The organism is Pseudomonas sp. ANT_J28 (assembly GCF_008370005.1).
Taxonomy (GTDB): domain Bacteria; phylum Pseudomonadota; class Gammaproteobacteria; order Pseudomonadales; family Pseudomonadaceae; genus Aquipseudomonas; species Aquipseudomonas frigoris.
The window spans coordinates 142193-156255 of the sequence record NZ_VOBM01000009.1; the positions used below are offsets into that span (position 1 = coordinate 142193).

Below are 14063 nucleotides of genomic sequence, written 5' to 3' on the forward strand. Positions count from 1 at the left end.
TTAATCAAATGATCAGGGCCGCCACTGCAGGACATTGATTTGGGAGGATTCCCATAAGTCATGACACCGCTTGAGGAAGCGACTGTCTACTGTCAAAAATAACAGGTGGAGCAGGTGTTCCGACAGACGGTAGGACGTAGGCACAAAACCGTTCATCGCTACTGTCAGATTTGACAGTAGCGATGAATAGTGCCTTGGAGGCCTGATAGAGCAGCCCGATGGAGCAATATACTCACAGGAAAAAATCTCATGAACTCGATCACTGCCGTTACAGACCCAGCGAATCCAAAAATTCTCGAAGCCTATGGTTCCGCAGGGGATCGTCTCGACTTCGACAGCGTTTACCACCGTGATTTCATTACCGCTCAAGTCCCTTACTACACCGGCATGGCTCGGGGTCAAACGGTTCGCGCGACCTGGGAGAATCCTCGGCACATCTATCATTCAGAGGTGGTGACCGTCGGTACACCAGGGCCTATTGATATTCGGATCCCACGCATTGAAGTGGTGGACGCCATCGGCCATACGGTCAAGGTCTACTACACCGTGCGTACCGCACCGGGCACCGCTCCGATTCCTTCCAGAACTCTCCTGTTGCATATCGACCCCTACGAGTTCGATTTGCTGGCACCGACCCTGTCGACAGATCAGAAAACCCTGAGCGTCAGGTATGTGGGCATGGTGCGCGGCTACACCGTTCGCATACGCGCAACCGGCAAAACCACATGGGAGAGCGACGAGCGCGAAGTGCAGACTGGCGTTACGCCGACCTTCACACTCCCTTCGAACTGGATTGCAGAAAATCGAGGCATCGACACCCGGATCAATTACAGCGTTTACAAATCTGGAAGTGGGCAGCGGTTTATGTTTTCGAAGGTGTTGAGGGCGCGGATAGGTGAACACGTATTACCAGCCCCCATCATTGCCGCAGTGAAAGACCCCAACAATGTGACCGTCCCGAATGGTGGCAGCACTCCCCATACCCAACTGACCGTGACGGGCAGCGCTCCAAAAAATCAAAGGGTTGAAATCCTCGTTGACACAGTTCCAAACGGTTCGACGGCTGTCAGCGAACAAGCAGATTGGACTCTTCCCATTGTGGTAACCCAAGGAGCCCACAGCGTTACCGCTAAAGGACTTTATGAAAACAACCCGATCTCCACAATCGCATGGAAATTTACAGTCACCTCACCGCTGGTAATCGATACCAGTCTGATGAGATTAGACGGCAAGAAACTGATACCGGCCGGCAACTATGGACTACAGGCAAGGGAAGTGCTCGGCAATACCTCCACCCACTACCCCACTGGTGGCGTGCAACCTTATACCTACGTGTCGGCGAACCCCGCCGTCGCATCGGTGGATAGTGCCGGCAAAGTCACGGGACTTCGGAATGGGTCAACCACCATCACCGTAAGGGACGCGACTAGCAAGACAGTCTCGTATAGCGTTCAGGTAACCAATGTCTATCGTTTTTTGCTGAACAACACTTACCTCACACCCAACCAGGCCGTCAGTTGGTTGCGCAGTGTTGGCGCAGAGATGTTTGACAACAGCGGCAACCCCATTGGATGGAGTATCCATGCCATAAACTTTTTCGACATAATGCCCATTTACGGCGGTCTAGGCCTCGCGTATAAGCGATTTGTATCCTTAAACCTTACCTATCCAACCCAGTACATCGTTGACAGGTCGCTGTCAAGTAGTGGAGTGGAGGCAGGAGGAAATGTACTCCTCTCGAGCCTGGAAACCGCACGCGCACTCGCGTACATCCCTACTTGAGGCATAAAAGCTGTATAGGCTTCAGCATGACCGCTCTCGCACTCATCGTGGGCACAGACTGCATAACATTCAGGCGTCGCGCCGCAAATCCGGCGGAATCGGCAAATCGTCCTTGAGCGGATCCGGGCGCTTGCCCTTGCCGGCGCGGTGCTGGCGAATCTGGTAGACGTAAGCGAGTACCTGGGCGACGGCAAGGTAGAGCCCGCCAGGGATTTCCTGATCAAGTTCGGTTGAGTAATAGATCGAACGCGCCAGTGCCGGCGACTCGAGCAGCAGCACTTCGTTGGCCACCGCGATTTCACGGATCTTCAAGGCCAGGAAGTCGCTGCCCTTGGCAATCAGCATCGGCGCCCCGCCCTTGTCCGGATCGTACTTGAGCGCTACGGCATAGTGGGTCGGGTTGGTGATCACCACATCGGCGTCTGGGATCGCCGCCATCATCCGGCGCTGGGACATTTCGCGCTGCAGCTGGCGAATCCGTTGCTTGACCTCCGGGCGCCCTTCCTGATCCTTATGCTCGTCGCGCACTTCCTGCTTGGTCATCAGCAGTTTTTTGTGGCTCTCCCAAAGCTGCACCGGCACGTCCACCGCAGCGATGATGATCAGCCCGCAAGCCATCCACAAGGTGCTCCAGCCGACCACTTGCAAGCTGTGAATGATCGCCATGTCCAAGGGTTCGTGAGCGATGCGCAGCAGATCGTCAATATCCGACGACAAGACCGTCAAGGCCACGAACAACACGATGAAAAACTTGGCCAGCGCCTTGAGCAGCTCCACCAGAGCCTTGGCCGAGAACATCCGTTTCAGGCCCGCGCCGGGGTTCATGCGACTGAATTTGGGCGCCATGGTGCCAGCCGAGAATAACCAGCCACCCAGAGAGATCGGGCCGATCAATGCCGCCAGTACCAGGGAAATCATGATGGGCTGAATCGCCCATAAGGCAATCTGCCCAGAGTGCATCAGGTAGGAAGCCATCGAGCGCTGATCCAGAATCACCTCCCGTGACAACGAGAAGTTCATTCGCATCAGCTCCATCAGGTCCTGGGCCAGAGCACCGCCGAAAATCAGCAGCGCGCTGGCACCAATGAGCATGATCGCCAAGGTATTGAGTTCCTTGGAACGCGCGATCTCACCCTTATCACGGGAGTCCTTCTTGCGCTTCTCCGTGGGGTCTTCTGTTTTGTCCTGACCGCTTTCGCTCTCAGCCATGACTCAGCGCGCCCGTGCGAGTTCGCGTAACAACTGCAAGGCCTCGGAGGCCAGCGGTTGATACTGATTGATAATGTCCGCCAGCCCGACCCAGACGATGAACAGCCCGAGCACCAGCGTCAGCGGGAAGCCGATGGAAAAGATGTTGAGTTGCGGTGCCGCCCGGGTCATCACGCCGAACGCGATGTTGACCACCAGCAGCGCGGTGATCGCCGGCAGCACCAGCATCAGTGCCGCACCGAGGACCCAGCCGAGTTTGCCGGCCAGCTCCCAGAAATGATTAACCATCAACCCGCTACCGACTGGCAGCGTGGTGAAGCTTTCGGTAAGGATTTCGAACACCACCAGATGACCATTCATCGACAGGAACAGCAGCGTCACCAGCATGGTGAAGAACTGCCCGATCACCGCCACCGAGACGCCGTTGGTAGGGTCGACCATCGAAGCGAAGCCCATGCCCATCTGAATGGAGACGATCTGCCCGGCGACCACAAAGGCCTGGAAGAACAGCTGCAAAGAGAAACCCAACACTGCACCGACGAGGATCTGCTCGGCAATCAGCAGCAGCCCGCTCAAGTCCAGCGCGTTGACCGGCGGCATCGGCGGCAACCCTGGGGCAATCACTACCGTGATCGCGAGAGCGAAATAAAGGCGCACTCGCTTGGGCACCAGCGTCGTACCGAAAACCGGCATGACCATCAGCATCGAACCGACGCGAAACAGCGGCAGCATGAACGTCGCCACCCAGGTACTGATCTGAGTATCGGTCAGCTGGAGCAGCGACATGGTTTAGCCGATGACCTGAGGAATACTGCCGTACAACTGCAGGATGTATTCCATGAAGGTCTGTACCAGCCACGGACCAGCGACGATCAATGTCACCAGCATCACCAGCAAGCGCGGCAGGAAGCTCAGGGTCTGTTCGTTGATCTGGGTCGCGGCCTGGAACATCGCCACCAACAGGCCCACGAGCAAACTCGGAATCACCAGCACCGCAACCATCATGGTGGTCAGCCACAGCGCTTCCCGGAAGATGTCTACCGCAACTTCTGGCGTCATGGCGATACACCGCCGAAGCTGCTCGCCAGCGTACCGATGATCAACGCCCAGCCATCCACCAGCACGAACAGCATGATCTTGAATGGCAGGGAAATGATCAGCGGCGAGAGCATCATCATACCCATGGCCATCAGCACACTGGCCACGACCAGGTCGATGATCAGGAACGGGATGAAGATCATGAAGCCAATCTGGAACGCGGTTTTCAGCTCGGACGTGACGAACGCCGGGACCAGAATCGTCAGCGGCGCCTGATCCGGCGACGCGATATCAGTGCGTTTGGACAAGCGCATGAACAACTCCAGATCGCTGCTGCGGGTCTGGGCGAGCATGAAATCCTTGATCGGCACTTGAGCCTTGGCCACGGCGTCTTGAGCGGTGAGTTTTTCCGCCAGATACGGCTGCAAGGCATCCTGATTAACCCGGTCGAATACCGGCGCCATGATGAACAGGGTCAGGAACAGCGCCATGCCCGTGAGGATCTGGTTCGACGGCGTTTGTTGCAGGCCGAGGGCCTGACGTAGGATCGAGAAGACGATGATGATCCGGGTGAAACTGGTCATCAGCATGACGAACGCCGGGATAAAACTCAGCGCTGTCATGATCAGCAGGATTTGCAGGCTGACCGAGTATTCCTGAGCGCCGGCGGCATTGGTGCCCAGGGTGATTGCCGGGATCGATAACGGATCGGCGGCGGACGCCAGCGGCGCAGCCAGCATCAGGGCCAGCGTCAAGACGATGCGTAGCGCACCCATTACTTCTTATCCTTATGATCCTTGCCCATCAGCTCCATCAGGCGCTGGGCAAACTCGGGGGTCGCTTTTTCAGTACCGCTAGGCACTTGCACCGGCTCCTTGAGCACGTGCAACGCGGTGATGGTGCCGGGGCTCAAGCCAAGCAGAATCTGCTCGTTGCCGACTTGCACCAGCATCAATCGGTCGCGAGGACCAAGCGCGCGGGAACCGATCAGCTCGATCACCTGCCCCTTGCCGGCCGGTCCGGCCTGTTGCACCCGACGCAGCAACCAGGCGAGGAAGAAGATCAATCCCAGCACCAGCAGCAAACCGAACACCAACTGCGTCAATTGCCCGGCTACACCACTGCTGACCGCGGGTGCAGCGGCCGCAGTAGCGGTCGCAACCGGCTCGGCTGCCAGAACACTGAACGGCAACGCCAGCACAAACCCCAGAACCTTTTTCACTCAGCGCAACTTCTTGATGCGTTCGCTTGGGCTGATCACGTCAGTCAGGCGGATGCCGAACTTCTCGTTGACCACCACTACTTCACCGTGAGCGATCAGCGTGCCGTTGACCAGCACGTCCAGCGGTTCACCGGCCAGACGATCGAGCTCGATCACCGAACCCTGGTTAAGCTGCAGCAGGTTACGGATGTTGATATCAGTGCTGCCGACTTCCATGGAAATCGACACCGGGATATCGAGAATCACGTCCAGGTTCGGACCGTCGAGGGTGACCGGCTCGTTGTTTTTCGGCACGCTGCCGAACTCTTCCATCGGCAGACGGTTGGACGGCGAACTGGCGGCGTCGGCGGCCAGCAAGGCGTCGATATCGTCCTGCCCGGCGTCGCCGGTTTCTTCCAGGGCAGCAGCCCATTCATCGGCCAGCGCCTGGTCGTCCTGGGTGTTCATATCGTTAGCCATCAATTTGTCCTCGGCGGGCATCCATTCAATCAGGAGCCGTCAGTTAAAAGCACAGGGGGTTTGGAACGCCGGTCAGCGGCGCTCGATCGGCTCGATCACTTGCAACGCGAGGTTGCCTTTGTGCGAGCCCATCTTGACCTTGAACGCAGGCACGCCGTTGGCGCGCATGATCATCTCTTCCGGCATCTCGACCGGGATAATGTCCCCCGGCTGCATGTGCAGAATGTCCCGCAGGCGCAACTGGCGACGGGCAACCGTGGCACCGATCGGTACGTCAACGTCCAGCACGTCCTGACGCAAGGCGTTGATCCAGCGCTCGTCCTGATCGTCGAGGTCCGACTGGAAGCCGGCATCGAGCATTTCGCGCACCGGCTCGATCATCGAGTACGGCATGGTCACGTGCAGGTCACCGCCACCGCCATCGAGTTCGATGTGGAACGTCGAGACCACAATCGCTTCGCTCGGGCCGACGATGTTGGCCATGGCCGGGTTCACTTCCGAGTTGATGTACTCGAAGTTCACTTCCATGATCGCCTGCCAGGCTTCCTTCAAATCGACGAAGGCCTGTTCCAGCACCATGCGCACCACACGCAATTCGGTGGGGGTGAATTCACGCCCTTCGATCTTCGCGTGACGGCCGTCGCCGCCGAAGAAGTTGTCCACCAGTTTGAACACCAGTTTGGCGTCGAGGATGAACAAGGCGGTGCCGCGCAACGGTTTGATCTTGACCAGGTTGAGACTGGTTGGCACGTACAGCGAGTGCACGTATTCGCCGAACTTCATCACCTGCACGCCACCAACGGCAACGTCCGCCGAGCGGCGCAGCATGTTGAACATGCTGATGCGGGTGTAACGGGCGAAACGTTCGTTGATCATTTCCAGGGTCGGCATGCGTCCACGGACGATGCGATCCTGACTGGTCAGGTCGTAGCTTTTGACACTGCCGGGTTCAGCAGCGGTATCGGTCTGTACCAGACCATCGTCGACACCATGCAACAGCGCATCGATCTCATCCTGGGACAGCAGGTCCTGCACGGCCATGTCGTGTTCCTACTGCAGTACGAAATTAGTGAAAAGCAACTGTTCGATGACCACTTTGCCGAGTTCTTTCTGCGCCACTTCCTGGACGCTGGCCGTGGCTTTCTGACGCAACATTTCCTGGCCGACTGGCGACGCCAGGGTGGCGAAGTCCTGCCCGGAGAACAGCATGACCAGGTTATTGCGGATGACGGGCATGTGGACTTTGAGCGCTTCCAGATCGGCCTGATTGCGACCCTGCATGGTGATGCTCACCTGCATGTAGCGCTGACGGCCGTTCTGGTTGTAATTGGCCACGAAGGCCGGAGCCATGGGCTCGAAAATCGCTGGCTGCTTGCCCACCGGGGCGGTTTCAGCCGCGGCGGCAGGCTTGCTCTGGGCGCTGTGCATGAAGAACCAGGTCGCTCCCACGGACAAACCGATCGCCAGCAGCAGGGCCACCACGATCACAATGATCAGCTTGAGTTTGCCTTTGGTTGCGGGGTCTTTTACTGCTGCTTCGCTCTTCGCCATGCCAATAATCCGTCACTATTCGGGTTTTCACAGTCGCACGGCAAGGCAAGAGCAAGTGTTATGCCAGAAGTGTCGGGAGGGAGAGGGGTGACGGCAATCTGAAGAACATCGCAAATCCACTGTGGGAGCGGGCTTGCTCGCGAATACGGTTGAACATTCAACATTTCTGTTGTCTGACACACCGCCTTCGCGAGCAAGCCCGCTCCCACAGGGGTTTTGCGTTTGATCAGGCGTAATAATCGACTGCGCTGGAGCCGATGACGCTGGTGGTGCTGGCCGCTACTTCGGCAATGCTGGCCGGAAGCTCTTCGTCCATCGAATCGACCCGACCACCGCTGGCATTGGTGCGTCCACCCTGGCTTTGACCCTGTTGACCCTGTTCCTGCCCCTGCCAGCCACGGGACTGGTCGGACACATTGACGTCGACCTGGCCCATGCCCTGCTGCGCAAACATGTCGCGCAAGCGATGCATCTGCCCGTCCAGCGCTTCGCGAACACTTGGATGGGCGCTCATGAACGTCACTTGGGTCTGCTGATCCGGAACCATGTTCACCCGAATGTCCAGGCGCCCCAGTTCGGCCGGTTGCAACTGGATGTCTGCGGCCTTGAGATTGGCACTGGACAGGTACATGACCCGGCTCACTACTTCTTCGGTCCAACCGCTCTGATGCATGGCGATCGGTTGATTCACCGGCAATGCGTTGGCGGTTTTCGGCGTGGCCGCCTGGGTCAGCGCCGCCAGACGGTTGGCGAAATCGTCGACCCGGGTATCGCTGCTCGCGGACTTCAGGTCCTTGAGACCGTCATCGATAAGACCACTGAAGGCTTTGTCGCCGCCCTGACTGGTGCTGCCCTTGTCGGCTTGCACATCAAGCATGCTTGCCATGCCTGCGGCGAAGGTCTGCGCCGAGGTTGACTCGCCGTCAGCCTGGGCCTGGGCCGAGGTCGGTGCCGCTTTGGGCTGAGCCTGACTGGAAGCGGAAACGTGCCCGCTCTGCTCCATGGCCATGCGCACGGCGGGCAATGCGTCGAGGGGATCGGCTTCGGGATCGAAATCGGTGTCAGTGCTTGCAACAACCGGAGTCGTTGTCGTTGCCGCCGTCACAGCCACCTCGACCTGCGGTTGCGAGGTGACTACAACGGGCGGAGCTGCCGGTACCGGCGCTGGCATCGCAGGTTGTACTGCCTGCATCAACGCAGGATCCAGCGTCGGGTCAACGGGTGCAGCATCGACAACCGGCGTCTGCGCAGTATCCGACCCGTTATCGCTGGCGGCCTCGTCGTCAGCCTGCGCCGGTTTATCGGCGGGCAAGGATTTGCCGCTATCGGCAACCGCAGGTTCCGGGGCGGCAGACGTGTCGTTGCTGACGTCCTTTTTGTCGGGGCTGTCCGACGCTTTATCTCGTATCGGCTTGGCCGATCCATCACCCACCGCAGAGGGTTTGTTCCGGGCTTGATCGGCGTAGACCTGAGCGAAGCTGGATGCCTTGTCCCCAGGCTCAGCGGCCAGCGCCGGTGTATTGGCGCAAGCGGCTTGAGTCTTGGCCTGCGCGGCGGCCTGAAGAAGCATATTGGGGGTAACGGGCATGGAACGGTCTCCGCTGCACTGGGATCGTAGGTACAGTTGACGGAGATTAGTGCAAAGGTCGCGCCAGGTTTGAGTGACAGGCGCTAAAAGCGCCGGACGGTCTCATTGGCAGAGAGGGAACGCTGACGCTCGGCCTCATAGAGCGGCCGGACCAACGCAAATTCGTCATCAATTTCGCCTACCAGTTTTTCAATGCCAGCGAGGCTTTTTTGCTTGGCGCGTTGCTCCAGCTCATGGCACAACTCAGCCAGGCGAATGGCGCCCATGTTGCTGCTGCTGCCCTTGAAACTATGGGCTGCATTCATGAGTTGCGCAGCATCTTCAGCCTTTCGCAAGATGCGTAAACGCTCTTCCGAATCGGCGAGAAAGGTATCCAGCAAGGTCGGATACTCATCCTCCATGACCTCTTGCAACGCGTTCAGCACGTCGCGGTCCAGGTGTGTGTCAGCCACTTGCTCACTCCTTGATCAAGAATGCGTGGATTATGCCAGAGCCCCCCAGAAAAACTCCACGCGGGCACTTCGACCATCGTCGGACCAACTCGCATTGTGGCCCAGCTGACGGATCAGACTGACGCCACGCCCCGACAGACGGACACCATCGACGGGCCGCTCCATCACCCGCGCGACATCGAAACCCTTGCCGCTGTCTTCAACCCGAACCGTCAGGCACCCGCCCTCGCCCTTGGGTGTCACCTGCAAATGCACCCGTACGAAGCCGTCCTGCAACGCGTCCAGGCGTGTATTGCGTTGTTGATAATAGCGGGTGAAACCCAAGGCATCGCGCTTGAGCGCCGAATCCAGCCCCAGCACTCCATGCTCCAGGGCATTGGAATACAGTTCGGCCAAAACACTGTAGAGCGCCCCGCTCTGAGCCCGCAGACCGTGGACCTCAAGCAGCAATTGCAGAAGATACGGCAGCGGATTGAAGCGTTTGAGCGTGGCGGCGCGAAATTCGAAACTCACTGACCAGTCCAGCGGGCAGGACTGACCACTGTCGGAATACACCAGCGCTGGCGGGCTCAGTTGTGCGGCCTCCAGCAGACTGACCTCGACCATGCTCACGTCATCACGGGCCTCACCGCGAAAATCCCGCAACGCCTGCTCGATCTCTTCGAACAACTCATCAGGCTGACGATTGGCCGCAAACACCTGCTGCAATCGCTCCACACCAAACAACTGTTCGTTGGCATCGCAGGTATCGATCACCCCGTCGGACAATAGGAAGATTCGATCCCCGACCGCCATCGGAAACACCTCGGTGCGGTCATCAAAGGATTGAGGGCTCAGCACGCCGAGCGGCAAATGCCGAGCCGTCAGCGGCGTTCGTTCACCGCTGGCGATGCTGTGCAGGTAACCGTCCGGCATTCCGCCGTTCCAGACCTCCACCGAACGTCGCTGAAAACTCAGGCACAGCAGCGTTGCACAACAGAACATGTCCACCGGCAGGATGCGCTTGAGCTTGGCATTCATCTCGCGCAGGGTTTCGGACAGGCCGTAACCCTTGGCGGTCATGCCATAGAAAACTTCGGCCAAGGGCATGGCACCGACCGCGGCCGGCAAACCATGACCGGTAAAATCGCCGAGCAGCACGTGCATGTCGCCGGCCGGGGTAAACGCGGCCAGCAGCAGATCGCCGTTGAACAACGCATAGGGCGATTGCAGGTAGCGAATATTCGGTGCACTCAGGCAGCCGGAGTGGGCCACCTTGTCGAACACGGCTTTGGCCACCCGCTGCTCGTTGAGCAGGTACTCGTGGTGCCTGGCGATCTGGTCGCGCTGTTGCAACACCGTGGCTTGTAACCGCCGCAAGCGGTCCATCGCCTTGATCTTGGCGGCCAGGATCACCTGGTTGTAGGGTTTTGCCAGAAAGTCATCGCCCCCGGCTTCCAGACAGCGGGCCAGCGCTTCGCTTTCGGTCAGCGAGGTGAGGAAGATGATCGGCACCAGGGTTTCCCCTGCCAATACCTTGATCTGCCGCGCCGCCTCGAAACCGTCCATCACCGGCATCATCGCGTCCATGAGTACCAGTTGCGGTCGTTGCTGGCGAAACGCTTCGACGGCTTCGGCACCGTTGGCGGCCGTCAGCACCTCATGCCCCTGGCGACGAACGATGGTCGACAGCAGCATGCGATCGGCCGCGCTGTCTTCGGCGATCAGGATCGTCAGCGGTTCGAACAAGGACTGCATGGCGGTCACGCCACGTCGAAGATTTGTTCGAAGTTGGAGATGGCGAGGATCTTGCGCACATCTGCGTTAGCGTTGGTCAACGTGATCTCGGCATTCTCGCCGCCAGCGTGATCACGCAATAGCAACAGCATGCCGAGCGCTGAGCTGTCGAGGTAGGTGGCGTCTTTCAGATCTACTTCGAAGGACTCGGGTTTTGGCTGAAGATTTTCGTAGGACTCACGAAATTCCTGATGCTTGGCGAAATCGAATCGTCCCTTGACCGATATCGTCAGCTTTTGCCCATCTTGGGAGACTTCTGTAACGACTGGCATTTAACGGCTTCCTTGTCATTGGTGAACGTACGTGTACAAGGTTTAGCACTTGGCGAGGGCAGGAGCAAGGCGGGAAAACGGTTGAACCCTGCCTGATCAATAGGGATCCTGACGCGGCAACCGCTGGGACAACTCATCCAGCAGCTTTTGCTCACGCCGGTCTTCCAGCCGCCGCGCCTCATCCATGTAGCGCAACACCAGTTTGCGCAAGCCTTCGACCCGGGCAAACGCCTGCTGCCAGGATTCCCGCGCCTTGTTCAGGTTGTTTTGATGCCATACCAGGCTTTGTCGCTGCTGGTCGATGGCAGTACCCAGTTGCGCCAGGAAGCCTTGATAACCCAGCAACCATTGGCCCGACACGCCACTGCTGCCGCGCACGATCCATTGTTCCTGATAGTCGAGACGAAAGGCTTCGAGGTCGGCGAGCTTGCTTTCGGCCAGACGGACCTGCCCCTGAAAGTGCCCCAGACGCAGGACCGCGGTTTTCTCGGCCTTTTCGGCCATTTCGACCACGGGGGCCAGGCGCGAGGCTCGGCTCTGGGCCATGGCCGGTTAGCCGCCGGCCGCGGGAGCGAAAATCGTGCCGAGATAGGCTTCGCTTTCGCCCAGGCTGATGCTGTCGTTCAGGCCCTGGCGCAGGTATTTCACCAGCTGCGGTTGCAGGGAGATCGCCAGGTCGGTTTCCCGATCACCACCCGCGACATAGGCGCCGACGCTGATCAAGTCACGACTCTGCTGATACCGCGACCACAGTTGCTTGAAATACTGGGCGCGCATCATGTGTTCGGGCGTAACCACCGACGGCATGACCCGGCTGATGGACGCTTCGATATCGATGGCCGGGTAATGACCTTCCTCGGCCAGACGCCGGGACAGCACGATGTGCCCGTCGAGCACGCCTCGCGCAGCATCGGCAATCGGGTCCTGCTGGTCATCGCCTTCGGACAGTACGGTGTAGAACGCGGTGATCGAACCGCCGCCCTTCTCCGCGTTACCGGCCCGCTCCACCAGTTTCGGCAGTTTGGCGAACACCGATGGCGGATAACCCTTGGTCGCCGGCGGCTCGCCGATGGCCAGGGCGATTTCCCGCTGGGCCTGGGCGAAACGGGTCAGGGAGTCCATGAGCAACAGGACGTTCTTGCCCTTGTCGCGGAAATACTCGGCAATTCGCGTGCAGTACATCGCCGCGCGCAGACGCATCAGCGGCGCATCGTCCGCCGGAGACGCCACCACGACCGAACGCTTGAGCCCTTCTTCACCGAGGATGTGCTCGATGAATTCTTTAACTTCACGACCCCGCTCACCGATCAGCCCGACGACGATGATGTCGGCCTCGGTGAAGCGGGTCATCATGCCCAGCAGCACACTCTTGCCCACGCCGGTACCGGCGAACAGGCCCAGACGCTGACCGCGACCGACCGTCAACAAACCATTGATGCTGCGAATGCCCACATCCAGCGGCTCGCTGATTGGTTCGCGCTTGAGCGGGTTGATGGTCGGGCCGTCCATCGGCACCCAGTCTTCGGCCTTCATCCCGCCCTTGCCGTCCAGCGCACGACCGGCGCCATCAAGCACCCGCCCGAGCATGCTCATGCCCATCGGCAAGCGGCCGGTATCAGCCAGAGGAACCACGCGGGCACCGGGAGCGATGCCGGCAACACTGCCGACCGGCATCAGAAATACCTTGCTGCCGGAGAAGCCCATGACTTCAGCTTCGACCTGCACCGGGTGATAACTGTCGTCGTTGATGACCATGCAGCGGCTGCCCATGGCGGCGCGCAAGCCCTCGGCCTCGAGGGTCAGGCCGACCATGCGCAGCAAGCGGCCTTCCAGGATCGGCGCGCCTTCCAGCTCCGTGGCCTCGGCGTAGCTGCCGAGGCGCTTGGCGAAGCTGGTGCGATCAAGGCGCATCGGGAACGTCCAGTTCAGGTTCGACCGGCACGACCGCTGGCTTGTCGCTGATTGGCAATTCCAGGCTCAGATCCGGCTCGGCCGGGTGCAAAGCCTGTTCGTGCAACTGATCGAACAGCTTGTCCATGACCCGCGCAACGCGGGTTTCGACCGTGGCGTCGATGCGGCTGTGTTCAGTCTCGACCCGGCAACCGCCGGGCAACAACGCCTCGTCTTCGACGATGCGCCAGGTTTCTTCATGGCGTTCGCGCAGGGCTTTGACCTGTTCGAAATCTTGCGGATTGACGTACAGCCGCACATTGCCCACGCCCAGCGGCAAGAGCTTGAGAGCCTCGCGCATGACGTGTTCGATCTGCGTCGAGTCGATGGCGAGTTCGCGCTGAATCACCTGTTTGGTAATGTGCTGCACGAGGTCGACCAGGGACTTTTCGATCAGGGTGTCCTGCTCGGCGATGGGCTCGAACAGATGCCCCATCAGTTGCTCCAGAGCGGCAACCTTGGCGGCCAGGGCCACCTCGGCTTCCTGACGGACCTTGAGCGTGGTGCTGTGGAAACCTTCTTTTTCGCCCGTGGCGAAGCCTTCGTTGTAGGCCTCCTGGCGAATGCTTTCGAGTTCTTCGAGGGTCAGTGGCTGGACTTCATCCAGCGGCACTTCTTCCATTTCCGGCGGCTCGGGTTCCGGCTCAGGCTCGGGTTCCGGCACGAACGGATCGAAACTGGGCAGCGACCAGACGTCGAAACCACTGACGTCCTTGCCACGGATCAGGTCGGTGTTGGACTCATCATGTTTGGACGACATAGTG

General features: G+C 59.3%; 16 protein-coding genes. 1 reads left to right on the forward strand and 15 read right to left on the reverse strand.

Annotation, left to right across the window (positions count from 1 at the left end):
- Positions 1-249 precede the first annotated feature (249 nt).
- Entirely contained in the window at positions 250-1782 is a 1533-nt protein-coding gene (locus FQ187_RS08795) for an Ig-like domain-containing protein (protein ID WP_149629153.1), read from the forward strand.
- A 69-nt stretch (positions 1783-1851) separates the two neighbouring features.
- Here FQ187_RS08795 and flhB read toward each other — a convergent pair whose 3' ends face one another.
- The 15 genes from flhB to fliH all read right to left on the reverse strand — a co-directional run bounded on the left by flhB (position 1852) and on the right by fliH (position 14059).
- Positions 1852-2991, reverse strand: a complete 1140-nt coding sequence (flhB, locus tag FQ187_RS08800; protein ID WP_149629154.1) for a flagellar biosynthesis protein FlhB — start codon at positions 2989-2991, stop codon at positions 1852-1854.
- Positions 2992-2994: 3 nt separating this feature from the next.
- A complete protein-coding gene (gene fliR, locus FQ187_RS08805) occupies positions 2995-3777 on the reverse strand; it encodes a flagellar biosynthetic protein FliR (RefSeq protein WP_149629155.1) in 783 nt (260 codons plus the stop codon).
- A 3-nt stretch (positions 3778-3780) separates the two neighbouring features.
- The gene (fliQ, locus tag FQ187_RS08810; RefSeq protein WP_007948918.1) at positions 3781-4050 is read right to left on the reverse strand and encodes a flagellar biosynthesis protein FliQ; all 270 of its coding nucleotides are present in this window, start codon (positions 4048-4050) and stop codon (positions 3781-3783) included.
- The gene (gene fliP / locus FQ187_RS08815) at positions 4047-4805 is read right to left on the reverse strand and encodes a flagellar type III secretion system pore protein FliP (RefSeq protein WP_149629156.1); all 759 of its coding nucleotides are present in this window, start codon (positions 4803-4805) and stop codon (positions 4047-4049) included. The genes fliQ and fliP overlap by 4 nt, the downstream gene beginning before the upstream one ends.
- Positions 4805-5251 (reverse strand): flagellar biosynthetic protein FliO, encoded by a 447-nt coding sequence (fliO, locus tag FQ187_RS08820; protein ID WP_149629157.1) that lies wholly within the window; start codon positions 5249-5251, stop codon positions 4805-4807. The genes fliP and fliO overlap by 1 nt, the downstream gene beginning before the upstream one ends.
- Positions 5252-5710 carry a flagellar motor switch protein FliN gene (fliN, locus tag FQ187_RS08825; RefSeq protein ID WP_129442187.1) on the reverse strand — a complete coding sequence of 153 codons (459 nt, stop codon included), beginning with the start codon at positions 5708-5710 and terminating at the stop codon, positions 5252-5254.
- Positions 5711-5782: 72 nt separating this feature from the next.
- A complete protein-coding gene (gene fliM, locus FQ187_RS08830) occupies positions 5783-6751 on the reverse strand; it encodes a flagellar motor switch protein FliM (protein ID WP_149629158.1) in 969 nt (322 codons plus the stop codon).
- Positions 6752-6760: 9 nt separating this feature from the next.
- Positions 6761-7261: a flagellar basal body-associated protein FliL gene (gene fliL / locus FQ187_RS08835; protein ID WP_033055987.1), complete on the reverse strand. Its 501-nt coding sequence runs from the start codon at positions 7259-7261 to the stop codon at positions 6761-6763.
- A 226-nt stretch (positions 7262-7487) separates the two neighbouring features.
- Positions 7488-8849: a flagellar hook-length control protein FliK gene (locus FQ187_RS08845; protein ID WP_149629159.1), complete on the reverse strand. Its 1362-nt coding sequence runs from the start codon at positions 8847-8849 to the stop codon at positions 7488-7490.
- A gap of 83 nt (positions 8850-8932) precedes the next feature.
- On the reverse strand, positions 8933-9301 hold the full coding sequence (locus FQ187_RS08850; protein ID WP_149629160.1) for an Hpt domain-containing protein: 369 nt from the start codon (positions 9299-9301) through the stop codon (positions 8933-8935).
- 30 nt (positions 9302-9331) lie between these two features.
- Positions 9332-11038: a fused response regulator/phosphatase gene (locus FQ187_RS08855; RefSeq protein WP_149629161.1), complete on the reverse strand. Its 1707-nt coding sequence runs from the start codon at positions 11036-11038 to the stop codon at positions 9332-9334.
- 5 nt (positions 11039-11043) lie between these two features.
- Entirely contained in the window at positions 11044-11349 is a 306-nt protein-coding gene (locus tag FQ187_RS08860) for an STAS domain-containing protein (protein WP_008151067.1), read from the reverse strand.
- 96 nt (positions 11350-11445) lie between these two features.
- On the reverse strand, positions 11446-11895 hold the full coding sequence (gene fliJ / locus FQ187_RS08865; RefSeq protein ID WP_033055981.1) for a flagellar export protein FliJ: 450 nt from the start codon (positions 11893-11895) through the stop codon (positions 11446-11448).
- Between the two features lie 6 nt (positions 11896-11901).
- Positions 11902-13260 carry a flagellar protein export ATPase FliI gene (fliI, locus tag FQ187_RS08870; protein ID WP_046046383.1) on the reverse strand — a complete coding sequence of 453 codons (1359 nt, stop codon included), beginning with the start codon at positions 13258-13260 and terminating at the stop codon, positions 11902-11904.
- Positions 13250-14059 (reverse strand): flagellar assembly protein FliH, encoded by an 810-nt coding sequence (fliH, locus tag FQ187_RS08875; protein ID WP_149629162.1) that lies wholly within the window; start codon positions 14057-14059, stop codon positions 13250-13252. The genes fliI and fliH overlap by 11 nt, the downstream gene beginning before the upstream one ends.
- Between the last annotated feature and the right edge of the window lie 4 nt (positions 14060-14063).